27 protein-coding genes and 1 pseudogene are annotated in these 24950 nt (G+C 66.3%); 16 read left to right on the top strand and 12 right to left on the bottom strand.

Annotated features, from left to right (window positions below; genetic code table 11):
• From CA237_RS04965 to CA237_RS05005, 9 genes and pseudogenes are all read left to right on the top strand, one after another.
• Window positions 1-506: pseudogene (locus CA237_RS04965) on the top strand (IS3-like element ISGbe1 family transposase); the annotation flags it as partial.
• A 129-nt stretch (window positions 507-635) separates the two neighbouring features.
• Entirely contained in the window at window positions 636-992 is a 357-nt protein-coding gene (locus CA237_RS04970; RefSeq protein WP_066689501.1) for an arsenate reductase, read from the top strand.
• A 67-nt stretch (window positions 993-1059) separates the two neighbouring features.
• Complete coding sequence (locus CA237_RS04975) at window positions 1060-1500, top strand: hypothetical protein (RefSeq protein ID WP_066689500.1); 441 nt, start codon at window positions 1060-1062, stop codon at window positions 1498-1500.
• A 23-nt stretch (window positions 1501-1523) separates the two neighbouring features.
• Window positions 1524-2384 (top strand): 3-methyl-2-oxobutanoate hydroxymethyltransferase, encoded by an 861-nt coding sequence (gene panB, locus CA237_RS04980; RefSeq protein ID WP_126013191.1) that lies wholly within the window; start codon window positions 1524-1526, stop codon window positions 2382-2384.
• Between the two features lie 245 nt (window positions 2385-2629).
• Window positions 2630-3331, top strand: a complete 702-nt coding sequence (locus tag CA237_RS04985) for a tetratricopeptide repeat protein (protein ID WP_066689498.1) — start codon at window positions 2630-2632, stop codon at window positions 3329-3331.
• 28 nt (window positions 3332-3359) lie between these two features.
• Entirely contained in the window at window positions 3360-4691 is a 1332-nt protein-coding gene (locus CA237_RS04990; RefSeq protein ID WP_066689497.1) for a PQQ-like beta-propeller repeat protein, read from the top strand.
• Between the two features lie 181 nt (window positions 4692-4872).
• On the top strand, window positions 4873-6246 hold the full coding sequence (der, locus tag CA237_RS04995; protein WP_066689496.1) for a ribosome biogenesis GTPase Der: 1374 nt from the start codon (window positions 4873-4875) through the stop codon (window positions 6244-6246).
• Window positions 6243-6440 carry a sulfurtransferase TusA family protein gene (locus CA237_RS05000; RefSeq protein WP_066689495.1) on the top strand — a complete coding sequence of 66 codons (198 nt, stop codon included), beginning with the start codon at window positions 6243-6245 and terminating at the stop codon, window positions 6438-6440. The genes der and CA237_RS05000 overlap by 4 nt, the downstream gene beginning before the upstream one ends.
• Entirely contained in the window at window positions 6440-6922 is a 483-nt protein-coding gene (locus CA237_RS05005) for a HEAT repeat domain-containing protein (RefSeq protein WP_066689494.1), read from the top strand. Before CA237_RS05000 ends, CA237_RS05005 begins: the two co-directional genes overlap by 1 nt.
• 270 nt (window positions 6923-7192) lie before the next feature.
• Here CA237_RS05005 and CA237_RS05010 read toward each other — a convergent pair whose 3' ends face one another.
• Both CA237_RS05010 and CA237_RS05015 read right to left on the bottom strand, forming a co-directional pair.
• Window positions 7193-7963 (bottom strand): glycosyltransferase family A protein, encoded by a 771-nt coding sequence (locus tag CA237_RS05010; protein ID WP_066689493.1) that lies wholly within the window; start codon window positions 7961-7963, stop codon window positions 7193-7195.
• Entirely contained in the window at window positions 7960-9015 is a 1056-nt protein-coding gene (locus CA237_RS05015; protein WP_066689492.1) for a glycosyltransferase, read from the bottom strand. The genes CA237_RS05010 and CA237_RS05015 overlap by 4 nt, the downstream gene beginning before the upstream one ends.
• 77 nt (window positions 9016-9092) lie before the next feature.
• On the opposite strand from CA237_RS05015, the gene CA237_RS05020 reads away from it, so the two are divergent.
• Together CA237_RS05020 and CA237_RS05025 are read left to right on the top strand one after the other, a co-directional pair.
• Window positions 9093-9869, top strand: coding sequence for a glycosyltransferase family 2 protein (locus CA237_RS05020; RefSeq protein WP_066689491.1), 777 nt, complete (start codon window positions 9093-9095; stop codon window positions 9867-9869).
• Entirely contained in the window at window positions 9866-10864 is a 999-nt protein-coding gene (locus tag CA237_RS05025) for a hypothetical protein (protein ID WP_066689490.1), read from the top strand. Before CA237_RS05020 ends, CA237_RS05025 begins: the two co-directional genes overlap by 4 nt.
• A 4-nt stretch (window positions 10865-10868) precedes the next feature.
• On the opposite strand, the gene CA237_RS05030 is transcribed toward CA237_RS05025, so the two are convergent.
• Both CA237_RS05030 and CA237_RS19590 read right to left on the bottom strand, forming a co-directional pair.
• A complete protein-coding gene (locus CA237_RS05030) occupies window positions 10869-11330 on the bottom strand; it encodes a hypothetical protein (protein ID WP_066689489.1) in 462 nt (153 codons plus the stop codon).
• A gap of 74 nt (window positions 11331-11404) precedes the next feature.
• Window positions 11405-11560 (bottom strand): hypothetical protein, encoded by a 156-nt coding sequence (locus CA237_RS19590; protein ID WP_157092699.1) that lies wholly within the window; start codon window positions 11558-11560, stop codon window positions 11405-11407.
• Between the two features lie 183 nt (window positions 11561-11743).
• On the opposite strand from CA237_RS19590, the gene CA237_RS05035 reads away from it, so the two are divergent.
• Both CA237_RS05035 and CA237_RS05040 read left to right on the top strand, forming a co-directional pair.
• Window positions 11744-14593: a pitrilysin family protein gene (locus CA237_RS05035; RefSeq protein ID WP_066689488.1), complete on the top strand. Its 2850-nt coding sequence runs from the start codon at window positions 11744-11746 to the stop codon at window positions 14591-14593.
• A gap of 11 nt (window positions 14594-14604) precedes the next feature.
• Window positions 14605-14907 carry a hypothetical protein gene (locus CA237_RS05040; protein WP_066689487.1) on the top strand — a complete coding sequence of 101 codons (303 nt, stop codon included), beginning with the start codon at window positions 14605-14607 and terminating at the stop codon, window positions 14905-14907.
• A gap of 304 nt (window positions 14908-15211) precedes the next feature.
• Here CA237_RS05040 and CA237_RS05045 read toward each other — a convergent pair whose 3' ends face one another.
• Window positions 15212-16516: an NAD(P)/FAD-dependent oxidoreductase gene (locus CA237_RS05045; RefSeq protein ID WP_066689486.1), complete on the bottom strand. Its 1305-nt coding sequence runs from the start codon at window positions 16514-16516 to the stop codon at window positions 15212-15214.
• A gap of 304 nt (window positions 16517-16820) precedes the next feature.
• On the opposite strand from CA237_RS05045, the gene CA237_RS05050 reads away from it, so the two are divergent.
• Window positions 16821-17450 (top strand): opacity protein, encoded by a 630-nt coding sequence (locus tag CA237_RS05050; RefSeq protein WP_066689485.1) that lies wholly within the window; start codon window positions 16821-16823, stop codon window positions 17448-17450.
• Window positions 17451-18132: 682 nt separating this feature from the next.
• On the opposite strand, the gene CA237_RS05055 is transcribed toward CA237_RS05050, so the two are convergent.
• Entirely contained in the window at window positions 18133-18444 is a 312-nt protein-coding gene (locus CA237_RS05055) for a hypothetical protein (protein WP_066689484.1), read from the bottom strand.
• Window positions 18445-18569: 125 nt separating this feature from the next.
• On the opposite strand from CA237_RS05055, the gene CA237_RS05060 reads away from it, so the two are divergent.
• Window positions 18570-18917: an HNH endonuclease gene (locus CA237_RS05060; RefSeq protein ID WP_241215437.1), complete on the top strand. Its 348-nt coding sequence runs from the start codon at window positions 18570-18572 to the stop codon at window positions 18915-18917.
• A gap of 533 nt (window positions 18918-19450) precedes the next feature.
• On the opposite strand, the gene CA237_RS05065 is transcribed toward CA237_RS05060, so the two are convergent.
• Both CA237_RS05065 and CA237_RS05070 read right to left on the bottom strand, forming a co-directional pair.
• Window positions 19451-20500 (bottom strand): ribonucleotide-diphosphate reductase subunit beta, encoded by a 1050-nt coding sequence (locus tag CA237_RS05065; RefSeq protein ID WP_066689483.1) that lies wholly within the window; start codon window positions 20498-20500, stop codon window positions 19451-19453.
• A 133-nt stretch (window positions 20501-20633) separates the two neighbouring features.
• On the bottom strand, window positions 20634-20834 hold the full coding sequence (locus CA237_RS05070; RefSeq protein WP_066689482.1) for a hypothetical protein: 201 nt from the start codon (window positions 20832-20834) through the stop codon (window positions 20634-20636).
• A gap of 53 nt (window positions 20835-20887) precedes the next feature.
• Between CA237_RS05070 and CA237_RS05075 the strand changes: the two genes are divergently transcribed.
• Complete coding sequence (locus CA237_RS05075) at window positions 20888-21163, top strand: DUF2171 domain-containing protein (RefSeq protein WP_066689481.1); 276 nt, start codon at window positions 20888-20890, stop codon at window positions 21161-21163.
• A gap of 89 nt (window positions 21164-21252) precedes the next feature.
• Here the strand turns inward: CA237_RS05075 and CA237_RS05080 are convergent, their stop codons facing one another.
• The 4 genes from CA237_RS05080 to CA237_RS05095 all read right to left on the bottom strand — a co-directional run bounded on the left by CA237_RS05080 (window position 21253) and on the right by CA237_RS05095 (window position 24845).
• Window positions 21253-21495: a hypothetical protein gene (locus CA237_RS05080; protein ID WP_066689480.1), complete on the bottom strand. Its 243-nt coding sequence runs from the start codon at window positions 21493-21495 to the stop codon at window positions 21253-21255.
• Between the two features lie 140 nt (window positions 21496-21635).
• Window positions 21636-23534: a ribonucleoside-diphosphate reductase subunit alpha gene (locus CA237_RS05085; protein WP_066689479.1), complete on the bottom strand. Its 1899-nt coding sequence runs from the start codon at window positions 23532-23534 to the stop codon at window positions 21636-21638.
• Between the two features lie 451 nt (window positions 23535-23985).
• Window positions 23986-24387 (bottom strand): DUF4345 domain-containing protein, encoded by a 402-nt coding sequence (locus CA237_RS05090; protein WP_066689478.1) that lies wholly within the window; start codon window positions 24385-24387, stop codon window positions 23986-23988.
• Window positions 24384-24845 carry a DUF2721 domain-containing protein gene (locus CA237_RS05095; protein WP_066689477.1) on the bottom strand — a complete coding sequence of 154 codons (462 nt, stop codon included), beginning with the start codon at window positions 24843-24845 and terminating at the stop codon, window positions 24384-24386. The genes CA237_RS05090 and CA237_RS05095 overlap by 4 nt, the downstream gene beginning before the upstream one ends.
• Window positions 24846-24950 lie beyond the last annotated feature (105 nt).

The following is a 24950-nucleotide window of genomic DNA, read 5'->3' on the forward strand; positions in this document are numbered from 1 at the left end:
GGACGCATGACGGGCGCAAGTTCCGGATACTGACCATCATCGATGAGGCCAGCAGGGAATGCCTGGCACTGGTCGTCGCGCGCCAGCTTCGACACGAAGACGTGCTGGCAGCGCTTGCCGACCTGTTCATCGCGAGGGGTCCGCCCGCGCATATCAGATCAGATAACGGCAGCGAGTTCATCGCTACCGCGGTTCAGAAATGGCTCGGGCAGGTTGGCGTGAAGACGCTGTACATCGTGCCGGGTTCGCCGTGGGAGAATGGCTACAACGAGAGCTTCAACGGCTCGCTGCGCGATGAGCTGCTCAACGGCGAGATCTTCTACAGCCTCGCTGAAGCAAGGGTACTGATCGAGGCGTGGCGCCGTCACTACAACACCGTCCGGCCGCACAGCAGCCTGGGCTATCGGCCGCCCGCACCACAAGCGGCGACACCGCCATTGCCGGCCTCCGGTTCCGCTTCGCTCCACCTACGACCGGCAATGGCGGCGGAGACGACAATGCACTAACTAATAACCCGGACCACCCGATGGGGGCTGCTCAGTCTCGAACGAAGCTATTCTTGAGGTATCGGCGAAGGATACGCTTTGGCTTCGAGACTTGCCAAGCGCGGATGCTGCACCAAAGGAACCGAGCGTATGACGATAACCATATATGGGATTCCGGCCTGCGACACGATGAAGAAGGCGCGCACCTGGCTCGACACGAACGGAATCGGCTACACCTTCCACGACTATAAGAAGGCCGGGATCGACCGCGCGACGCTGGAACAATGGGTCGAAGCACTCGGCTGGGAGGCGCTGCTCAATCGCAGCGGCACGACGTTCCGCAAGCTGCCCGATGCCGACAAGGTCGATCTCGACGCACCCCGCGCGATCGATCTAATGCTGGCCCAGCCGTCGATGATCCGCCGCCCGGTGCTGGTCGGCGACGGCTGGATCGAAACCGGGTTCAAGCCCGAACGCTATGCGGAGCGATTCGCCATCGCCGGGTAAGTGCGTTAACCATCACGCACAGGCATCATTGCGATGCCGTATCGAATCGCGGGTGGAGAGGATCAGCATGGCACCGACGTTCGTCCGGACTCCGCCGCCATGGTTCCGCATCGTCGCCATCCTGTTCCTGCTGTGGGGCGCAGCCGGCGTCTTCGCCTTCTACAGCCAGGTCACGATGGGACCTGCCGCCCTTGCCGCGATGGGCGAGGTTGACCGCCGCTTCTATGCCGCGCTGCCGCGCTGGTTCAACTGGATCTACGGCATCGCCACCTGGGGCGGGCTGCTCGGCAGCGTCGCGTTGTTGATCGGCCGGCGCTGGGCCGCGGGGCTTTATGCTGCATCGCTGCTCGCGGTCGCGATCCAGTTCGGCTGGGTCTTTACGGCGACCGACCTGATCGCGGCGAAGGGCGCGGCGGCGACGGTGCCGTTCCCGCTGGTGATCTTCGCCATCGCGCTATGGCAATTGGCCGTGGCCCGGCACGGCACGGCGCGCGGGTGGCTTCGCTGATCGCTTCGGGCTAGACCGCGCGGATGTCCACGACCTTCACCATCGACACCGCCACCAGCCGCGCGACGCCCACCCCGGCGCCGATGAAGCGGCTGACCATCCCCGCCATCCGCGCCGCCAAGGGCAAGACCCCGCTGGTGATGCTGACCGCCTATACCGTGCGCATGGCGCAGCTAATGGACGCGCAGTGCGACATGCTGCTGGTCGGCGACAGCCTGGGGCAGGTGATCTACGGCCTGCCATCGACTGTGCCCGTTACGCTCGACATGATGGCGGCGCACGGGAGCGCGGTGGTGCGCGGTTCCTATCATTCGCTGGTCGTCATCGACCTGCCGTTCGGCAGCTATGAGGCCAGCCCGCAACAAGCGTTCGAAAGCGCGGCGATGCTGCTCAAGGCGACCGGTGCCGCGGCGGTGAAGCTGGAGGGCGGCACGGCGATGGCGGAAACCGTCGCCTTCCTGTCGCAGCGGGGCATTCCCGTGATGGGCCATGTCGGCCTGACGCCGCAGGCGGTGAACCAGCTTGGCGGCTATGGCGCGCGCGGGCGCAGCGCAGCGGAGGCGGAAAAGATCGTCGCCGATGCGGTCGCGGTCGCCGAAGCCGGCGCCTTCGCCGTGGTGATCGAGGGCGTGGTCGAACCGATCGCGGTGGAGATCACCCGGCGCATCGCCTGTCCCACGATCGGCATCGGCGCGTCGGCCGCGTGCGACGGACAGGTGCTGGTGGCCGAGGACATGCTCGGCCTGTTCGAACGCACCCCGCGCTTCGTGAAGACGTTCGACGACATGGCCGGCCATATCGCGAAGGCGGTCACGACTTATGCCGACGAGGTGCGCACGCGGACCTTCCCCGGCCCAGCGCAACTCTACGCGCCGAAGGATTGAGACGAACCCCCAACCGCCACGTCACCCCGGACTTGATCCGGGGTCCCGCTTCTTCTTCTACCGTAGCAAGAAAGCGGGACCCCGGATCAAGTCCGGGGTGACGGAACGGGAACGTTGTTCATCCCCCGCACAGCCGCGCTTCCCCATGGTCCCGTGCCGGTAACCACCCCTACGACCAATCGCTTTCGTTTCCCTTGGGCGTCGGCTAAAGGAGCGCGCTTGATCTATCCCCTGGAGCTGTTCCCTTGGCGTTGACCCCGCAGAACAACGAAGCCTTCATCCGCGAAGTCGATGAAGAGCTGCGCCGTGAGCAGATGTCGAACATCGGCAAGCGCTACGGCCTGTGGATCATCGGCGCGGTCCTCCTCGCGCTCGTTGCGTTCGGCGGCTGGACCTGGTGGCAGCATCGCCAGAACACGCTGGCCGGCGAACAGGGCGAACAGCTCGCCACCGCGCTCGACGATATCGAACAGGGCCGCGTCGCGCAGGCGAACGCGATCGTCGGCAAGCTGACGACCTCCGACAAGGACGCCGTGCGCGCCACCGCCCTGCTGACCCAGGCCGACATGCTGCTGTCGAAGAACGATACCAAGGGCGCGGCCGCCGCCTTCGGCAAGGTCGCCGCCGACGAGACGCTGGCCCAGCCGTTCCGCGACATGGCGCTCGTCCGCCAGACCGCGGTCGAATATGATTCGTTGCAGCCGCAGCAGGTCATCGACCGGCTGCGCGGCCTCGCCGACAAGGGCAGCCCGTGGCTCGGCAGCGCGGGGGAGATGGTGGCCGTCGCCTATCTCCGCCAGAACAAGCTCAAGCAGGCCGGACAGACCTTTGCCCTGATCGCGCAGACCGATGGCGTGCCCGAAAGCCTGCGTGCGCGTGCCGTGCAGATGGCCGGGTCGCTCGGCGTCGATGCCGCGCCCGCCGCTCCCGCCGCCGCCGCGCAATAACCCCCTTCGATACCGGAACCCTTTCCCCATGAAGACGCATCTGAAACTCTCGGCAGCGGTTGCGGCGTTGGCGCTGCTGGGCGGTTGCGGCGCACTCAAGGGCAAGGGCCCGGCGCGCACGCCCGTCGTCGGACAGCGCGTGCCGATCCTCGCGTCCGAAAACCTCGCCACGGTCGATCCGGCGCTGGCGAACCTGCAGGTCGTGCTGCCGCTCGCCGAAACCAATGCCGACTGGTCGCAGCCCGGCGGCAACGCCTCGAAATCGATGAGTCATGTCGCATTGGGCGACACGTTGCGCCAGGTGTGGAGCGCGCGGATCGAGGGCGGCAATACCCGCACTCGGCTGGCCGCATCGCCGGTGGTCGTCGGTGGTCGCCTGTACGTGATCGACGTCGAAGGCGTGGTCACCGCGATGGATGCCGCGACCGGCGCGACCGTATGGACCGCGCGGACCGTACCCGGCGACGACAATCCGCGTGCCCGCTTCGGCGGCGGCGTGTCGGTGGAGGGTGAGCGTGCCTTCGCCACCGATGGTCTGGGCGATGTCGTCGCGTTCAACACCGCCGACGGCAAGGAAGTGTGGCGCGCCAAGCCCGGCGGCCCCTTACGCGGTGCCCCCTCGCTCGCCAACGGGCAGGTCTATGTCGTCAGCCAGGACAACCAGCTGTTCGCGCTGGACCAGAGCGACGGCAAGGTGGTGTGGACTCAGTCGGGCAGCATCGAATCGCAGGGCGTGTTCGGCGTCGCTGCGCCCGCTTCGGCCCAGGGCACGGTCGTCGCCGGCTTCTCGTCGGGCGAGCTGAACGCCTATCGCTACGAAAATGGCCGGTCGGTCTGGGGCGACAGCCTGTCGCGCACCTCCGCCTCGACCTCGGTGTCGGCGCTGGCCGATATCGACGCCGAACCGGTGATCGACAATGGTCGCGTCTATGCGGTCGGGCAGGGCGGTCGCATGGTCGCGCTCGAACTCGTGTCGGGCCAGCGGCTGTGGGAACAGAATCTCGCCGGCATCTCGACGCCGTGGGTCGCGGGCGAATGGATCTTCGTCGTGACCGACGACGCGCGCCTGCTGTGCATCTCGCGCGGCAGCGGCAAGCTGCGCTGGGTCCAGCAGCTGCCCGGCTTCCGCAACGAAAAGAAGCGCAAGAACCCGATCAGCTGGGTCGGCCCGATCCTGGCGGGCAACCGCCTGATCCTCGCCAATTCGGAAGGGCAGCTGGTATCGGCCTCGGTCGCCGACGGCTCGATCACATCGACGCAGGAAACCCGGTCGAAGGCGGGGTATAACCTGTCGCCGATCGTGGCGAACGGTATGCTGTACCTGCTCGACGATGCCGGGCAGCTTACCGCCTGGAAGTAACACCAACCACTCGTCATCCCCGCGCAGGCGGGGATCCATAGACGCAGCGCTCCTGATGGAAACGCTGCGTCGGCGTTTATGGGTTCCCGCCTGCGCGGGAACGACGAGAGGAGCCAACACCCTCGACCCGGCCTCCCTTACCCCCTACACTCGGCGGCAACCCCGCACCCCAGGAATCCCCATGCCCTTACCCGTCGTCGCCATCATCGGCCGTCCCAATGTCGGCAAGTCGACGCTGTTCAACCGCCTCGTCGGCAAGCGGCTGGCGCTGGTCGATGACCAGCCGGGCGTGACCCGCGACCGGCGGGAAGGGGAGGCGACCTTGCTCGGCCTCGACTTCACCATTGTCGACACCGCCGGGTTCGAGGATGAAGACGCCGCAACCCTGCCGGGGCGGATGCGGATGCAGACCCAGGCGGCGGTCGAGATGGCCGATGTCGCGCTGTTCATGATCGACGCCCGCGCCGGCATCACGCCGCTGGACGAGGAAATCGCCCGCTGGCTGCGCTCGTCGGGCGGCACCGTCGTGCTGGTCGCGAACAAGGCGGAGGGCCGCGCGGGCGAGAACGGCGTGCTCGAATCGCTGGCGCTGGGCTTTGGCGATCCGGTGCAGCTCTCGGCCGAACATGGTGAGGGCGTCGCCGACCTGTTCGAGGCGCTGCGCCCCTATATCGAGCGCGAGGACGAGCCGGAGCCGGAGGAAGAAGGCGAGTTCGACCCCGAAACCGCCGTCCTGAAGCTCGCCATCGTCGGCCGCCCCAACGCGGGCAAGTCGACGCTGATCAACCGTTTCCTTGGGCAGGACCGGCTCATCACCGGTCCCGAAGCGGGGATCACCCGCGATTCGATCGCGGTCGACTGGAACTGGACCGCCCCCGACGGTCGTGTCCGCCCCGTCCGGCTGATCGACACCGCCGGCATGCGCAAGAAGGCGCGGGTGCAGGAAAAGCTCGAAAAGCTCTCGGTCGCCGACGCGCTCCACGCGATCGACTTTGCCGAGGTCGTCGTGCTGCTTCTCGACGGCACGCGGGGCCTCGAACTGCAGGACATCAAGATCGCCGATCGCGTGCTGCAAGAGGGCCGCGCGCTGGTAATCGCGCTCAACAAATGGGACATCGCCGAACACGCATCGTCGCTGTTCAATGGCGTGAAGGGCGCGCTCGACGAAGGGCTGGCGCAGGCCAAGGGCGTGCCGCTGCTGACCGTATCGGCCGCCACCGGCAAGGGGCTGGACGTGCTGATGCAGGCGGCGTTCGAAACCCGCGAAGCCTGGGGCCGCCGCGTGTCGACGGGACAGCTTAACCGCTGGTTCGACCGCGCGCTGGAGGCCAACCCGCCGCCCGCGCCCGGCGGCAAGCGCATCAAGATGCGCTACATCACGCAGAACAAGACGCGTCCGCCCAGCTTCGTACTGTTCGGCACCCGCGTCGACCAGCTGCCCGAAAGCTACAAGCGTTATCTCATTAACGGCTTGCGCAAGGAATTCGGCTTCGGCGCAGTCCCCGTCCGCCTGAACCTCCGCGCCCCGAAAAACCCCTTCGACCACGCAAAGTGACCCGCATCGACGCCCGCGGCATGCGCTGCCCCTGGCCCGCCATCCGGCTGGCCCGGGCGCTGCGCGACGGGGCGCAGATGGTGGAGATCGCAGCCGACGACCCCCGCGCGGCCGGTGAATTGGCAAGTGCGGCAACGGCGGTCGGTGCGCGGCTGGACGTGGTGGGCGAGGGTGTGTTCCGGGTGGCGCGGTGATGACGGAGGACGCTTCCTACCAGCCCACGTCCGGCTTCCTGATCGACGTGTTGAACGAAGCGGTTCCACTATCCGGCAGCGAGTTTGGCGAGCACAATCTGCGGCGGGTCATCGACTATCTGACGGATGCAGAGGCGGTGAACCGGGATTGGGCCGCATTCATTTTGGGCAATGCCGACCTCGATACCCCGGCGATCCGCGATGCGCTGCTGGCGGCCGCTACGACGGATTGCTCGCCGCGCGTCAGGGCCGAGGCGTTGCGTGGGCTCGCCCAAATCGCTCCGGCGAAGGCGCTACCGCACGTCCGCCAGGCCTTGTCCGCCGAGATGGCTCTCGTCAACGTCTTCGAAGCGGCGGAAATCATCGCCGATCCGTCGCTGGTCGATGCACTACGACCATGGTCCGATCCGTCGGACGACCCGTACCTAGATGGACTGGTGGCGGCCGCGATTGCCGCATGTGAGCAAGGAAAGGGAACCTGACCCAAACGTCATCCCAGCGAAGGCTGGGATCTCCCCATTATAGCACGGCAGCAAGAGCCGCTTGAGGCCCCAGCCTTCGCTGGGGCGACGCATCTGGCTGGGTGACGCGGCGCACAGTCGCCACCCATCTCGCCTTTCCTACAACCGTCCGGACATGCCATGCTCCGCCTGGTTCTTTTACATCGCCGGAACATCGCGCCTCGCACATGGCGCAAACCGCACGACGCACCAACCATACACGAGTGTGAACTTAGTGAACTTTGGACCGCCTTACGGCTTCGCTTCCCAGGGTTTATCCCGCAAATTCAAATGGGTAATCCCCCGTGCCTTCAACCTTGGCCCCAGGAAGCGGTAGAAGAACCAGTCTTTCGCCGCGAACGGCGTGGCGTGGTACAGGAGCCGCTCGCCCAGCGTCCAGCGTACCCGCCGGCGGTCCGACCGGCGTGGCGAAGGTTTCGCCCAGAAATTATAGGGATAGACGACGCGGCCAAGCTTTGCGACCCGCTGCATGATCTCATGATCCAGCAGCACATAAGGCCAGAGTTTCTCCGAGAAACCGCCCGCCTGTACCAGCGCCGCCGTGCGGAACGCCTGTCCGTAACCACCGGTATGCGTCTGTTTCGACAGCAGTTTCGTCACGACCCCGGCATAGAGCGCCCGCCGCAGCCTTTGCCCTGATGCATCGACGCCCAGCGCCATCACCGCCACCGTTCGCGGATCGGCATCGAACGTGCGTTCCGCCTCGGCCAGGTAATGCGGCGGGTAATAGGTATCCGCATCGCCGAACGCGCAGAATTCGGTGGTGAGTTCGGCCATCGCCGTTTCCAGCGCATGGATCTTGCCCGGCCGCGCCTCCGACAGGTGCACGACCTCGATCCCCGGCGCGGTGAAGGCGCGGGCGATCGCGTCCGACCCGTCGGTCGATCCGTTGTCGACCAGCACCAGCCGGAACGGCACGCTCTGCGGCGCCAGTGCCGCCAGCGTGGCGGGCAGGAAGTCCGCCTCGTTGTAATAGGCGATCACGAACGTCCAGCGGCTCATGCGGCCAACTCCATCAATCGGCGACAGGCGGCTTCCGACGACCGGCGCCCGTGCGTCGCGACGACATGGGCGCGCGCCGCCGCCCCCATCGCCGCCAGCGCCGCCGGATCGGCGAGCAACGCGTCGACCTTGTCGCGATAGTCGTTATCCTTGACCAGCAGCCCGCAGCTGGGCGGGATCACGTCCGCCCCGATCCGGTCGTCGAACGCCGCGACCGACAGGCCGCACGCCATCGCTTCGGGGATCGCGCGCGGGAAATAGTCGCGCCGCCCGGCATGAAAGAACAGCCGCGCCTGTGCCAGCATCGCCGGCACCTCGCCGTTCGGCACATGGCCCAGCCAGTGCACCTGCGGAAAGCGCCGCTGCAACGCCGCCGCCTGCGGCCCGTCGCCGATCACCGCGACCCGGTGGCGGTCGCCCAGCGCCGCGATCTCGTCGAACTTCTTGTAGGGCGTCAGGCGGCTGGTCGCGATCACGTCGAACCGTTTGTCCGCCACCAGCGGTGCGAAGCGGTCGGTATCGATCGTCTTGGGCAGCCGCTGCATCCGCGCCTCCGGAATCGCCCTTCGCCAGAAGCGCCAGCCCGGCCGGGTCAGCTGCGCCTCCTGCACCGCCGACTCCGGAAACAGGAACGCGGCATGCGGCACGATCCGGCTCCACCAGTCGCCACCGATGATGACCGCGAAGCGCCGCCGGTCGGGCCGCAGCACCCGGTCGAACAGGTCGAACCCGGCGCCGCCATTGCTGCCGATCAGCACGAACAGCGTCGTTGGATCGATCCGCGCGGCGGCGACCATCGCGTCGCTGCGCTGGTCGCGGGTCCGGGCGTCGGGGTTGGACGGCGCGAACAGGCGGATGGGGTAGGGGGCGATGCCCGGCAGCGCGGACACGGTGTCCAGCGGCTCACGCGCCAGTCCCCACAGCTCGGTCTCGACGCCGAGTTCGGTCAGGATCCCGGGCATCCGCCGGTCGCGATTGTCCCAGCGCAGCCATTCACCCACATCGGCGACGCCGTGATGGGTGGGATAAGTCAGGACGAAGACGATCCGCATTCCCGCCCGGCTACCAGCGCGAAGCCGGTCGCGCCACCCGATTGTCGAGGTGCCCGACTGCGGCTAAGGCGCTGGCGATGAACTGGTCCGACGACGGCGCGCGGGTAAGCTGCGTGATGGTGACCGCGAACCGTGCCGCGCTGGCGCGGCGCGCGGTCGACTGTTTTCTGCGGCAACGCTGGGCGAACCGCGAACTGGTCGTCGTCGACGATGGCGATCAGGATTATACGCCGCTCTTCGCCGATATCCCTGCCGACCGGCTGATCTACGACCGGGTGACGAAGACGCCCGACACGACGCTGGGTCGGTTGCGCAACCGCACGCTGGACCTCGCGCGGGGCTCGATCGTCGCGCAATGGGACGATGACGACTGGTATCATCCCGACCGGCTGGTGCGGCAGGTCGCGGTGCTGGACGGCGGCAAGGACGCCTGCGTCCTGCGCGGCACGCTGATGCATCTCGATGCGCCCGAATGGTTCGACCATCCTTATGTCGGCACGCTGGAGCCGGGCGTACCGGGCAGCATCGTCCACCGCGCCGATCCGACCGCCCGCTACCCCGAAAAGCGGCGCGGCGAGGATACCGATTTCCTGCACCACTGGCCCATCGAGCACATCGGCATACTCGACGCGCCGGGCCTGTTCGTCCGCGCCTTCCACGGCGGCAACACGTGGGAGCGGACCCATTTCGAACGCCGGGTGCGCAACACGCCTGCCGCCGCGATCGAATATGCCCTGCGCCGCGTGCTGCCGGGCGGGGTATGGCGCCATTCGCGCTTCCGCCTCGATCCCGACACGCGCGCCGCGTTCGAGGCGTTCGTCGCCGATTCGCGCACCGCCGGGGTGTTCGCTTGACCCTGTCGGAACGTGCACAGCGGCTGCACGACTGGTCGCAGACGCCCACCGCCGCGTTGGTGGGCAAGGTCTTCCGCGCCCTGTTCTTCGTCGGCGTGCTGCTGTGGCTGGTGCTGAAGGTCCGCGCGATCGGCTGGGCCAGCGTCGCCGCCGCGCTCCCGCGCACGCCATGGTTCTACATCCTGTTCGTCGTGATGTTCATGGCATTGCCGGTGTCGGAGGTGTGGATCTTCCGCCTGCTGCTCGGCCGACCCTTGCCCGGCAGCCTGTCGGTCTTCGTGCGCAAGCGGGTCTTCAACTCGGCGTTCGTCGGCTATTCGGGCGAGGTCTATCTGTTCGTCTGGGCGCGGCAGCGGCTGGGGATCGCGTCGAAGACGCTGCTGCTGGCGATCAAGGACAATGCGATCCTCTCGGCGCTCGCCTCCGCCGCGATCACCTCGATCCTGCTGGTCATCTTCATGGGGACGGGCCGGGCGAAATGGATCGCCGACTGGCTCCATTCGGCAGGCGGCATGCTACTGGCCGCCCTGCTGGTCGCGGGGTTCCTGACGCCGCTGCTCCTGCGCCTGCGCAGCCAGATATTGTCGGTCAGCTGGCGGGTCGCCGCCGCCGTGCTCGGCATCCATGTCGCGCGCATCCTGGCCGTCGTGCTGTTGCAGGCGACGCAATGGGCGGTGGTGCTGCCCGCCGAACCCTGGGGCGTGTGGGTCACGTTCCTGACGGTACAGATGGTCATCAGCCGCCTGCCGATCGTGCCCAATCGCGACCTGCTGTTCCTGTCGGCCGCGCTGGAGATGAGCCATATCGTCGATGGCCCGCGCGCGGCGATGGCCGGGCTGCTGCTCGCCGGCGGCGCGCTGACGCAGGGAAGCAACCTGCTGTTCTTTCTGCTGACCAGTTTCCAGCGGCGCCGCGGCACGCTGCCCGTTGCCGAGGTCGATCCGCGGCTGGAGGCCGACATCGCCACGCCGGCGGTACCGCCGGCGGGCGAATAGGGGATCAGGCCGACGCAGACGCCCGCTGGCAGATGAAGCTCGACAGTTCCTGCCGCAGCGGCAGGCCGGTCGTCGGGCGCAGCGGCCCGTCATGCGCGACATTGGTTTCGACATGGGCCCGCGTGTCGGCCACGCCGACGACATGGAACAGGTCGCGCTCGCAATCCAGCTCGGTGCGGGCATAGACGAAGCGGTCGCCGCGCTGCTGGCGCAGGATCGCGATGATCGTGCCGGCGGCGGTGCGGCGCTGGCGCAGCACTTCGTAGCGCGACTGCGGGTCCGACGGGGTCGGGATCTCGACGCCTTCCAGTGGATAGCGTTCGATGCCGTTGCCCGCCACTTCCGTCTCGACCAGGTGGCGCAGGTCGACCGTGTTGTTCATCGTCGCCTGCGCTTCCGGCACGGACGAATTGCCACAGCCGGCCAGCAGCGCCCCGCCCAGCAGGGCGGCAGTCAATCGGATCATACGCAAAACCCTTGTTCCCGGAGAAAAACAGTCTCAGGAAATGTTGCTACGCAGCAATGTTCGAAGCGGAACGCTCAGCGCGAACGCAGCGCGCCCAGTGCCGTCATGAACGCGACGGCTCCCATGGCAAGGACGACGCCTCCGATATCTTCCCAGCCGAGCGCCAGCAGGCGGTCGAACCGGTCGGAATGCGGAAGGATCGCGCGGAAGGTTTCGAATGGAATAGTCATGGCGCGATGCAACATAAGCACTGAAAGCATCGTGAAAACCGCCAATTAGCCGAAATGGTCCGAGGACATCATATGTTACACGACCGCAAGCCAATGGTGCCGTTCGGGCAATGGAACTGACTTGCACGGCCCCCGCCCACGCCATACACCGTCATTCCGTTTATCGATAATGGGTGGGGTTTCATGTTCCGTACCGTTGCTGCCGTATTGCTCGCTTCCACTGCGCTCGCCGGGACGGCGCAGGCGCAGGCGCCCGCCCGTGCCGCGCCCCCGGTCAAGGCCGCGCCGCTGTCGGCGCTGGTCGCCCCGGTCAACATTCCCTACGAAAAGTTCACGCTGCCCAACGGCCTGACCGTCATCACCCATACCGATCGCAAGGCGCCGATCGTCGCGGTGTCGGTATGGTATGACGTGGGGTCGAAGCATGAGCCGGAGGGGAAGACCGGCTTCGCGCACCTGTTCGAACATCTGATGTTCAACGGGTCGGAAAATGCGCCGGGCGACTTCTTCGACCCGTTGCGCTCGATCGGTGCGACCGACCTGAACGGCACTACCAGCTACGACCGCACCAACTATTTCGAAACCGTGCCGAAGGCGGCGATCGACCGCGCGCTGTTCCTCGAATCGGACCGCATGGGCTATCTGCTCGGCGCGGTGACGCAGGGCGTGCTCGATGAACAGCGCGGCGTCGTGCAGAACGAAAAACGCCAGGGTGACAACCAGCCTTACGGCCTCGTCCGTTACAAGATGACCGAGGGCATCTTCCCGGTCGGCCATCCCTATCGCCATTCGGTGATCGGTTCGATGGCCGATCTCGACGCCGCCAGCCTCGAGGACGTGAAGAACTGGTTCCGCGGCCATTACGGCCCGAACAACGCGGTGCTGGTGCTGGCCGGCGACATCGACGCGAAGGAAGCGCGCCCGCTGGTCGAGAAATATTTCGGCAAGATCGCGCGTGGGCCGGAATCGGTCCTGCCGAAGATCGAGGTGCCGACCCTCGCCGCGCCGGTGCGCGAGGTGATGAAGGACAATGTCGCCGCGACGATGATCATGAAGGTCTGGCCGGTGCCGGGCCTGAACGATCCCGACGCCCCGGCGCTGGACGTCGCGATGAGCGCGTTCGGCGGCCTCGCCTCGTCGCGGCTCGACAATGAACTGGTGAAGAAGGAAAAGCTGGCGGTGCAGGTGTCCGCCGGCGTCCAGTCGCTGGCACAGGCCGGCATGCTGATCGTCCGTGCGATCGTGAAGCCGGGCGTCGATGAAAAGCTGGTCGAGGCGAAGCTGGACCAGATGATCGCCGATTATCTGCGCACCGGTCCGAGTGCCGACGAAGTGGCGCGCGTCGCCACGACGCAGGTGTCGAGCACCATCGGCGGGCTGGAATCGGTCGGCGGCTTCGGCGGCAAGGCGGTGACGCTGGCGTCGGGCGAGCTGTATTCGAACGATCCGGGCTTCTATAAAAAGGAGCTGAACGCGCTGGCGACGATGACGCCGGAGCGTGCCCGCGCCGCCGCGCAGAAGTGGATGTCGCGCCCGGCCTATACGCTGATCGTCGAGAAGGGCGAGCGCGAGGGCTATGAAGAGGCGAAGGCGGTCGCCGCCGCACCCGCCACCCCGGCCGCGCCCGAAACGCCGTTCAAGGGCACGCGCGGGGCGATGCCGGGCGTCGCCGACACCGGCACTGCGCTGCAATTCCCGAAGGTCACGCGCAGCCGCCTGTCGAACGGCATGGAGCTGGTCTATGCCCAGCGGACCGCCGTGCCGGTGACGCAGGTGTCGATGGTGTTCGATGCCGGCACCGCCGCCGATGTGGCCGGCAAGCTCGGCACCGCCGGCATGACGCTGTCGCTGATCGACGAAGGCACCATCACCCGCAATTCGATCGCGATGGCCGAGGCGAAGGAAAAGCTCGGCATGCAGATGAGCGGCGGCAATTCGGCCGATCAGACGACGATCGGCTTCGAAGCGCCCAGCGCCAATCTGAACAGCGCGACGATGCTGTTCGCCGACGTGCTGCGCAACCCGGCGTTCGACGCGAGCGAGCTGGAGCGCGTGCGCGGGCAGGTGCTGGCGCAGATCGGGCAGCAGCGCACCAACCCGCAGGGGCTGGCCGACATGACGCTGCCGCCGCTGCTCTACGGCGCGGACAGCCCCTATGCGAAGCTCGCGGCGGGCGTCGGCGATCCGGCGGCGGTCATGGCGATGAAGCGCGAGGATCTGGTGGCATGGCGCAATGCGTGGCTGCGTCCGGACAAGGCGAAGGTGTTCGTCGTTTCCGACCGTCCGCTGGCCGAGGTGCAGGCGGCACTCAACGCCTCGTTCGCCAACTGGCAGGCGACCGGTGCGGCGGGAACGAAGACCTTTCCGGCCCAGCGCGCCACCACGAGCCCCAAGATCGTGCTGGTCGACCGGCCGAACTCGCCGCAGTCGCTGATCGTCGCGGGTCAGATGACGCCGGTGCAGGCCAAGTCGGACACGCTGGCGGCGACCACCGCCAACACCGTGCTCGGCTCGGGCTTCCTCAGCCGCATCAACATGGACCTGCGCGAGGCGAAGCACTGGTCCTACGGCGCGCGCGGCGGGTTCCAGCTGATGCAGAACGCCGTGCCCTATGTCATCAACGCACCGGTGCAGGCGGACAAGACCGGCCCGGCGATCGCGTCGCTGCGCGAACAGATCAACGGCTTCCTTGGGACCAACGGCGTGACCCCGGTCGAATTCCGCCGCTCGATCGATGGCGAGACGCGGCAGCTGGCCGGCACCTACGAAACGTCGGGCGCGGTGCTGGGCGCGATGCGGGCCAACGACTTCCTCGGCCGCCCGGACGATTACCAGGCGACCCTGCCGCAAAAATATCGGGCGCTGACCACGGCCCAGCTTGACGCTGCGGCACGCGCGGCAATCGACCCCAATCGCTTCGTCTATGTGGTGGTCGGCGATGCGAAGGTCGTCCGTCCGCAGCTTGACGGGCTGGGCCTGCCGGTGGAGGTGGTGTCGGCAACGCCGCCGTCCGCCCCGGTCGCGGCGAAGTAAGGAGAGCGAACATGGCGAATGTCGATGGCAGCTGGAACACGATCACCAAGTCGCCGATGGGCGACCAGCAGGCGACGCTGACCGTCAAGAGCGACGGCGGCACCTTCACCGGCAGCTATTCCGGCGCGATGGGGTCGACCGAGATCACCGACGGCAAGGTCGATGGCGACAAGCTGTCGTGGAAGGTCGCGATCGTCGTGCCGATGCCGATGACGCTCGACTGCGAAGCGACCGTCGATGGCGACACGATTTCCGGCACGGTCGGGGCGGGCGCGTTCGGCAGCTTCCCGATGGCGGGCAACCGCGTCGGCTGAACGTCGGTGACGTGACAGAAACGGCCCGTCCGCAGGCGATGCGGGCGGGCCGTTTTGCATGTAGGAGCTGGGCTCTCCTCGCGCGAACCGTATCCCCGCGCAGGCGGGGATCCAGGGTAACGGAGCGCGACGATTGCGGCTCTGGACTCCCGCCTGCGCGGGGGTACGCGAAGCGGCGCGGACGCAGGCGACGGCCGTGTCCCTGGACCCCGCCTGCGCGGGGGTACGCGGTCTGCGAGGTTGGTCCTGACCTCAACCCCACCGTCACCCCGGATCAAGTCCGGGGTGACGGTAGCTCCCGAACCTACTCCGCCGGCTCCGCCTCGATCTCCGGCAACCCGGCCGTCCTGGGCTTCTCCCCCGGCTCGGGCGCATAACCGGTCAGCAACCGCGCGCCCCGGCCATAGGTGAACCACGACCACGCCCAGTGGACGTACACCGACACCCGGCTGCGAAAGTCCACCAGCAGCATCAGGTGGACCAGCGACCAGGCCAGCCAAGCGATAAAGCCCTTGAGCTTCAGCCCGGCAATCTCCGCCACCGCCCGCGACCGGCCGATCACCGCCATCGTGCCATAGTCGCGATAGCGGAACCGCTCCGGCGCCGACCGCCCGGCGACGCGCGCAGCGATCAGCTTGCCGACGAACTTCCCCTGCTGCTTGGCGACCGGCGCCAGGCCGGGCAGGGGGCCGTCGCCGGCATCGAAGCTCGCCACGTCGCCGATCGCGAAGATCGTCGGATGCCCCGGTATCGAACAATCGGGCATCACCTTCACCGCGCCGTTCTTCGCCGCATCCGCCGCCAGCCACTTGGCCGCCGGTCGCGCTTCGGTCCCTGCCGCCCATAGCACGGCGGCGGCATCGATCCGCTGGTCGCCGACGTTCAGCCCGCGTTCGTCGATCGCTTTCACCGCCTCGCCGGTCCGTACCTCGACGCCGAGCGACTCGAGCATCTCGCGCGCCGACTGCGACAGCGGCGGATCGAACGCGGTCAGGATGCGGTCGCCCATCTCGCACAACACGACCCGCGCCCGGCGCGGATCGATCGACGCGAAGTCGCGCGCCAGCGTCGTGCGCGCCAGCTCGGCGATCGTCCCGGCCAGCTCCACCCCGGTCGGCCCACCGCCGACCACCGCGAAGGTCAGCAGCCGCTGCCGCTCCGCCGGATCGTCGCATTGCTCTGCGCGCTCGAACGCACTCAGCAACGCCGCACGGATCGCCAGCGCATCGTCGATCGATTTCAGCACATAGGCATGCTCGCGCCACTGGTCGTTGCCGAAGAAGCTGTACGCCGCGCCGGTCGCCAGGATCAGGTAATCGAACGGCAACCGCCGCCCATCGGCCAGGCAAAGCTCGCGCGCAGCGGCATCGACCCCGCTCGCCTCCGCCATCAATATCCGCGTATTCCTGTTGCGACGCAGCAGCGCGCGATTGGCGGTGGCGATGTCCGCCGGGGACAGCGCGGCGCCCGCCACCTGATACAGCAAGGGCTGGAACAGGTGATGGTTGGTGCGGTCGATCAGCACGATGTCGGCGTCCGCCGTGCGTAGCGCCTGGGCCGCGGCGATGCCGCCGAAACCGGCGCCGACAATGATGATCCGGGGTCGCATACGCTGTTCGTCCTCCGATTCGCGTGTGGATCGTCCTTCCCAACCCATCGCGGCGCCAATCGTTGCGACCGGGCTGCCCCGCCGCCGCGCGACCCTTGCCACATTGTCACCATGGTCCGGGCGGGTCCGCCATGGTTCGTTCATGTAGGCGACAGATACCGTTGCCTTGGGGCAACAGTATCCGATTTCGTGACGCACATGTTGCAATGCGATGCAACACTTCCCCGGTTTTCGGGTTCAGAGGGGCCACGGATAAACCGGCGCGCGTTCGATGCCGGGACCGTAAACGCTGATGAGGTTTTGTATGCGTAAGCTTTTCACCGTCGCCGCAGCCGCGGCTGCCTTCGTCGCAGCCCCCGCCTTCGCGCAGGACATGTCGACCACGTCGCAGGACACGACGACCACCGAACCGGCCCCCGCCGTGACCGCGCCCGACGGCACCAGCGGCATCGGCTTCGAACCCTATGTCGCGATCATGGGCGGCTGGGAACAGTTCGATTCGGAGCGCACCGACGCCGGCATCCCGCTGGTCCCGCGCAACGACAAGCTGAACGGCGCGCTGGTTGAAGGCATTGTCGGCTTCAACGTGCCGCTGGGCCCGGTGTTCGTCGGTGCCGAAGGCAGCGTCTCGAAGGGCGTGTCGGGCGACATCGATTGGGATTACGGCGCAGCCGGCCGCTTCGGCGTCCGCGCGGGTGACTCTGGCCTGATCTACGGCAAGGTCGGCTATCGCTGGGTCAATTTCGACCGGTTCGGCAATGACAGCCGCGACTATCACGAAATGACCTATGGCGCCGGTTTCGAAGTCGGCCCGAAGGACATCGGCCTCGGCGGCATCACCGGCAACTCGGGCGTGCGCCTGCGTGGTGAAGTGTCGACCTTCGGTTCGGCCCACAGCTTCCGTCCGATGCTGGGTCTGACGACCCACTTCTAAGCATCGTGCCAGTTCGGGCGGGTCCGGCGTATCGGGACCCGCCCCGGTAAATGCGTATCGCGAAAGGCTCCGGGCGGGTTCGTCCGGGGCCTTTTGTTTTGGGCGGTTGCAACAATGATCCCCGCGGAGGCGGGGAAGCTTCTAGTACCCCATACAGAATGGGGCTATCCGCGCGTAAGGCGCGGAAAGACTGTCGTAACGGAAGCGCCGCCGGCTAGCCCTCCTGCGCTCTTAGCCGTTCCAACTTCTACCGAAGTTGCCGGGCTGGATTCTGCTGGCGTGTGCCTGGATTTCGTTAGGAAATCTGAAGTCCACCACCGATGCAAATCGATCAACGCACGCACAGTACGGTAGCGTCGTCGGGCGTTCCTATTGGTGTGGAAAGGGCCACAATCCAGCATGGCTCGACAATATGCGGCCGCAGCACGCTTGTCCGCCACTACCATATAAAACGTTACAAAAAAACGATTGTCGCCAGCGTGCTGGGGTAAACGACTGCGATGGATGCACTGGTTTGAAGGGATCAACAAGGGGGGCAGGGCGAAGGGGCTGGTCGAGATGCTAGGCACCTGATGGCGAAAGGCGGAAAGGCGCGTCGTCTACGGTAAGGGCATTGGTATGCACGAAAAGGCCGCCGGGCGTGAACCCGACGGCCTTTTCCCGTAGGACCGCTGTGCCGCGGTTATTCCTCGACCGTCACCCGCCCGTTGCGGACGATCATGCCGCGCTCGGCCATTTCCTTGCGGAAGTCATGCTTGGCGTCGGCGATTTCGCGGCGATATTCCGCCCAGGCGTCTTCGCGATCGGCGGCATCATCGGCGCGGGCCAGATCCTTGCGCAACTCGCGCTTCGCCTCCGAAATGTCGGTCTTGTAATCCAGATAATAGGGGTTGTAGTCCGAATAGACCGGGACCGTCCGGCGATCCTTAGCCAGCGAAGGCGTCGCGATGACCGCAGTAGCGGCGGCGGCGATCAACAAAGTCGTGCGGTTCATGGGGGTTCTCCCTTTTCCTGAACTTGCCGACGTACAACCCGTATTTGGTGAACGCGGTTCCTTCATCTGGCGTTCACCTTGGGCGCGCGGGGCCAGTACCCTTGCGAACTGATGTCGTGCTTCCGATGTTGTTCGCCATGGCGGGACGGGTAAAACGCAAGGCGGGACTGGCGGCGGCGGAGGCGCTTGCCGCCCGCACCGAAGCGCCGCTCGCCTGCGCACTCTGCGACCGACCGATCGGTAGCCAGGTCGAATGGCACCATCGCGTGCCCAAAAGCGAAGGCGGGCGCGAGACGGTGCCGGTCCACCCGATCTGCCACCGCACCATCCACGCCAGCGCCACCAACGCCGAACTCGCCGGCCCGCTCGCCGACATCGACGCGCTGCGGGCCGTCCCGGCGGTCGCGAAATTCGTGAAATGGGTCGCTGACAAACCCGCCGACTTCCGCGTGCCGGTCCGGCGGCGGCGGTAGGGAGCATTGTATCGGCCGAAGTTCGGGACTTACAGCTACTAGCGTTCGTCATCCCCGCGCAGGCGGGGATCCATATACGCAACGTTTGCGCCTCTAGCATGACCGCCGGCGGCTATGGATTCCCGCCTACGCGGGAATGACGGAGAGGGGGGCAGCACCTGCGGCTTCCCCCTGTCCTACACGTCCGCCCTTTGCCATCGTGCTGCCGGGTCGTCGCGACCCCGGCTCTTTGACAGGTAGAACCGCACCACGCGCAAATAGCGTACGAGTGTGAACTTAGTGAACTTTGGACGGCGGATACGGGCAGGGCGCATGCCGTCGAATGGCTCTGGGGAGCCCCGTCAGGGCACCGTGACGCCAAGGATCATGCGACAGCGCAAACAGCGTGGCGAGTGTGAACTTAGTGAACTTTGGGCGGCCGGCATGGGCAAAGCCCATGCCGTCGGACGGCGCTTTCGGCGCCGCCGGCCGGCCGCGCCTTGAGGCTCGGGGCAGCGTTCGCTGCCCCTTGCCCGGCGCGGCCCCGGCGCAGCTTACTCTGCCGCCACGCCCCCGAACATATCACCCATGCCGGTCGCTTCCTCATTCGCCGGCGCCGCGACCTTGGCCTTCTGGCGCTTGTCGAAGCCGTCCCAGACCTCGTTCCAATTGCCGCGCGTCGCCGCCTTCGAATACTCCGTCGCGCGCTGTTCGAAGAAGTTGGCGTGCTCGACACCGTTCAGCAGCGGTGCCAGCCACGGCAGGGGGTGTTCGTCGATCAGGTAGATCGGCTTCATGCCCAGCTGCCCCAGCCGCCAGTCGGCGATGTAGCGGATGTACTTCTTGATCTCCTTCGCGGTCATCCCGTGGACCGGCCCCATTTCAAAGGCGAGATCGATGAAATTATCCTCCAGCCGCACCGTCGTCTGGCACATGTCGGCAATGTCGTCGCGCACCGCACGCGTCATGCAGTCGCGTTCCTTGCAGAAGGCGTGGAACAGCTTGATGATGCCCTCGCAGTGCAGGCTCTCGTCGCGGACCGACCACGACACGATCTGCCCCATGCCCTTCATCTTGTTGAAGCGCGGGAAGTTCATCAGCATCGCGAACGACGCGAACAGCTGCAATCCTTCGGTAAAGCCGCCGAACATCGCCAGCGTCTTGGCAATGTCCTCGTCGGTATCGACCCCGAAATTCTGCAGATAGTCGTGCTTGTCCTTCATCTCGCTATATTCGAGGAAGGCGCCATATTCGCTCTCGGGCATGCCGATCGTGTCGAGCAGATGGCTGTACGCCGCGATGTGCACCGTCTCCATGTTGGAGAAGGCGGCGAGCATCATCTTGATCTCGGTCGGCTTGAAGATGCGGCCATATTTTTCGTGGTAGCAGTCCTGCACCTCGACGTCCGCCTGGGTGAAGAAGCGGAAGATCTGGGTCAGCAAGTTGCGCTCGTGCGGGGTCAGCTTCTGCGCCCAGTCGCGGCAATCCTCGCCCAGCGGCACCTCTTCGGGCATCCAGTGGATCTGCTGCTGGCGCTTCCAGAAATCGAACGCCCAGGGGTATTCGAACGGCTTGTACTGCTTGCGGGCTTCGGTGAGCGACATGGGGTTACTCCGGGGAAACTTGGGTTTGTCTTGAAATTCTGTGGTGCTCCCGCGCAGGCGGGAGCCTAGGGTCGCGAACGTCGTCGCTTGCGGCTCTGGACCCCCGCCTCCGCGGGGGTACGGTCGGGTCGGTTCATGGCGCGCTGCTCCACGACCATTGCGCGATGCCGAAGATCGTCAGGATGATGCCGAGCGCCAGCGCCATCATCCCCGTCATGCCATGGGCATAGCGGCTCTGCTGTGTCGCGCGCGACTTCAAACGCAACAGCAGCCACAGCCCGACCCCGCCCGATACCAGCGCGACCGACAACATGATGAGGACGTTCGCGGTCATGCGACCAACGGCGCGGACGTGCGTTTCACCGCCGCCCCCAACGGAGGAATATCATGGCCGATCTCAGCAACATCAAGGAACATGCCGAAGTCATCGGCGCCGACGGCGTCCATGTCGGCACGGTCGACCGCGTCGAAGGCGACCGGATCAAGCTGACCAAGAAGGACAGCGGTGCCGAGGTCGAAGGCGCCGAACCGAGCCATGCCGGCCACCACCATTATATCGACGGCGGCCTCGTCGCCGAGGTCGAGGGCGACACCGTCCGCCTGTCCGCCAACGCCGATGTCGCGGTGACCTTCGAAACCGAAGAGGACGGCAGCGCGATCTGATGCCGTGCGGCGCGCGGCCTGGCTGCGCGCCGCCACCCGTTCCGCCGGATGCCGACCGAACGCTCCGCATCCGGCGGCAACGCCGGGCGTCACGCCCCCAGCAGCCATGCCATCAACGCGCCGCCGATGCCGGCGATGCCGCCGAACCAGAGCGCATTCGTCTTGAACGGGCGATGCGCGCCGAACGGTTCGTTGATCGGGTCCTTGCCCCCGCTCGCCAGTATCTTGCGACGACGCGCCTCGAACGCCTCGACCTGCTTTGGCTGCGCGTACATCCATGCCAATACCGGGCCAAGGATTACGGCGAACACAAAGAACAGCAGGATCGGCATCGGTAGCTCCTCTTGGTCGATCGTGGTTCGGAAGGTCGGTGGCATCCTGTACCGCCACGCCGTCAGACGGGGCGGCTGTGCCGCCCCGCTGTCCGCCGTGGCGAGTGTTCGATTTGCTCACGCAAATCGAAGCCGCCCGCTTATTGACAGGCCAGGCACTCGTCATAATCCGTGCTCTCGCCCAGATCGAACTTGGCCAGCTCCGACGTATTGTCCGCCTCGACCCCGCCGGCGAACCCCGCGCGCTGCACCGACTTCGACCGCAGGTAATAGAGCGATTTGATGCCCAGCTCCCACGCACGATAGTGGAGCATCAGCAGGTCCCACTTCTCGACATCGGCGGGGATGAACAGGTTCAGCGACTGCGCCTGATCGATGAACGGTGCACGGTCGCCTGCCAGCTCGAGCAGCCAGCGCTGGTCGATCTCGAAGCTGGTCTTGTACGTGTCCTTCTCTTCTTGGCTGAGGAAGTCGAGATGCTGGACCGATCCGCCGCGCTCGAGGATCGAGTTCCACACCGCGTCGCTGTTCTTCGACTTCGCGATCAGCAGCTTTTCGAGATAGGGGTTCTTGACCGACCACGAACCCGACAGCGTCTTGTGGGTATAGATGTTGGCGGGGATCGGTTCGATGCACGCGCTCGTCCCGCCGCAGATGATGCTGATCGACGCGGTCGGCGCGATCGCCATCTTGCAGCTGAACCGCTCCATCACGCCCATGTCGGCCGCGTCGGGGCAGGGGCCACGCTCGTTGGCGAGGTGCATCGACGCCTCGTTCACCTGCGCATTGACGTGGCGGAAGATCTTCAGATTCCACGCCTTCGCCATCGCCCCTTCGAACGGCAGCCCGCGCGCCTGCAGGAACGAGTGGAAGCCCATCACGCCCAGCCCGACCGACCGCTCGCGGCTCGCCGAATAGCGCGCGCGGGCCATTTCGTCGGGCGCACGCTCGATATAGTCGGTCAGGACGTTATCGAGGAAGCGCATCACGTCCTCGATGAAGCGCTTGTCGCCGTTCCATTCGTCCCAGGTTTCGAGGTTCAGCGACGACAGGCAGCACACCGCGGTGCGGTCGTTGCCGAGGTGATCCTTGCCGGTCGGCAGCGTGATCTCGCTGCACAGGTTCGACGTGGAGACCTTCAGGCCCAGATCGCGGTGGTGCTTCGGCATCGTGTTGTTCACATGGTCGCTGAACACGATGTACGGCTCGCCGGTCGCCAGGCGGGTCTCGACCAGCTTCTGGAACAGCGAACGCGCATCGACCTTGCCACGGACCGACCCGTCCTTGGGGCTTTTCAGCTCCCATTCGGCACCGTCGCGCACCGCTTCCATGAACGCGTCGGGGATCAGCACGCCATGGTGCAGGTTCAGCGCCTTGCGGTTGAAGTCGCCGCTGGGCTTACGGATTTCGAGGAACTCCTCGATCTCCGGATGGCTGATGTCGAGATAGCAGGCCGCCGACCCACGCCGTAGCGACCCCTGCGAAATGGCGAGCGTCAGCGAATCCATCACGCGGACGAACGGGATGATGCCGCTGGTCTTGCCGTTCAGCCCGACCGGCTCACCGATGCCACGCACGCTGCCCCAATAGGTGCCGATGCCGCCGCCGCGCGACGCCAGCCACACATTCTCGTTCCACGTCTCGACAATGCCTTCCAGGCTGTCGGGGACCGAGTTCAGATAGCAGCTGATCGGCAGGCCGCGCCCGGTGCCGCCGTTCGACAGGACCGGCGTGGCGGGCATGAACCAAAGCTTCGAGATATAGTCGTACAGCCGCTGGGCATGCTCGGCATCATCGGCATAGGCCGACGCCACGCGCACGAACAGGTCCTGGTACGATTCGCCGGGCAGCAGGTAGCGGTCCTTCAGCGTATCCTTGCCGAAATCGGTCAGCAGCGCGTCGCGCGAATGATCGACCTCGACCGCGTGGAGCAGCGCGTCGACCGTGCGGCTGTTGCGCTCGGGGGCCGGGGCGGCGGGTGCCGGATCGGCGAATTGCAGTTCGTTCATCTGGGCGTCCTGACTATCCTGAAAGGTCATCGTCCCGCTTTCCTGTGTTCGGCCGGGGCGTCATGTCGCCCCCAAAAATCGGCTTGTCGCTGGTCCGAACGGCACCCGGCAACGCGAAAGTAGCGTCACCGGCTCCGGTCGACTGAATACCATGTGTAGCGGTTGTCCCGCCATGGGCACTACTAATTGTAGGAAATTGGCGGACGCGCAAGCGGCTAAATTTTTACGGTCGGCGCGGAACCGGGGCTTGGCCGAACGCCGTCATGCCGCGACGCGCGGACCTCTGCCGCTTCCCCGAAATGCAAGTGGCAAATGGGGCATGCACGCTATTTTTTCGATGCGACATGGCGTGCAAAGCCGGACCGCTGGTGATGCCGGGGATGACGCCGTGCCACGAGTCGGCTGGACGCTCCGGGCCATGTCACCGAAGAGGGCGCGGCGCCATCAGCCACCGGCGGGTCCGCTCCCCCAAGCGGTGCGGTCAACCAGGCAAGCGGAGCCGTCTCGCCACGCGCGCCTGCCAAGCCAGCAGCAGCGGCACGACGATCAGCTCGATGCACAGCCCGACCGCATGGCCCGTCGATGGCGGGCCAAGGATGACGAGCGACCAGAGCCGTGCCAGCCCACCCAGCACGACCATCATCCCCAACAGCCGGAACCGTGCCGTCTTGCGCTCGATGCCGGGCACGCAGCTGGCGAAGGCGATCCCCATGCCGAGGAACAGGCCGGACAGGTATCGGAAATGGCTATCCAGATCGGTGGCGGGTGCCGGTTGCAGCCATGCGGCACCAAGCAGGATGCCGGTCAGCGACGCGCCGAACGGCACGATGCATACCAGCGCGACCGCCGCCTGCAACAGCGTGCGCTCACGCGCCGGCGTCACGTCCGCTCGCGCTCCAGCAGTTCGGCGCGCACCCGGATCGCATGGACCGACAGGCGCACTTCGAACAGGAACCACACCAGTCCGCCGATCAGCAGCACCATCGACAGGACGAAACTGATCGCCACCGCCTTGCCGAGGCCGAGGTCGAGCAGTTCGGCGATGAACAGCATCGCGACCACGGTACAGTTGGCGACCGCCGACAGCACGACCAGGAACACCGCATTGTTGATGATGCGGATCCGCCGGTCGAGCAGGCGCAGTTCGAACACGTGGCGGGCATGTTCGGGGCCGGTCGAGCTAGGATGCAGCTTTTCGAGGTCGCGCGCCCGGTCGACGATCCGCGCCAGGCGCCCGACCATGACGTTCAGGATCGCGCCGATCCCGGCGAGCAGGAAGACCGGCGCGATGGCGGTCTGGATCGTCTTGGCGACGGTCGACAGGACGGGTTCGAATTCCACCGGGGCGGTATGCCTCGCCCCTCCGATGGCGGCAAGGCCGCGAGATCCGCACTATGGTCCAAAATGCGCGCAGGTTACGGCTACCGGATCGTAAGAGGTTCGTGG

Origin of the sequence: Sphingomonas sp. ABOLH, assembly GCF_003951715.1 — a bacterium.
Classification (GTDB): Bacteria; Pseudomonadota; Alphaproteobacteria; order Sphingomonadales; family Sphingomonadaceae; genus Sphingomonas; species Sphingomonas hankookensis_A.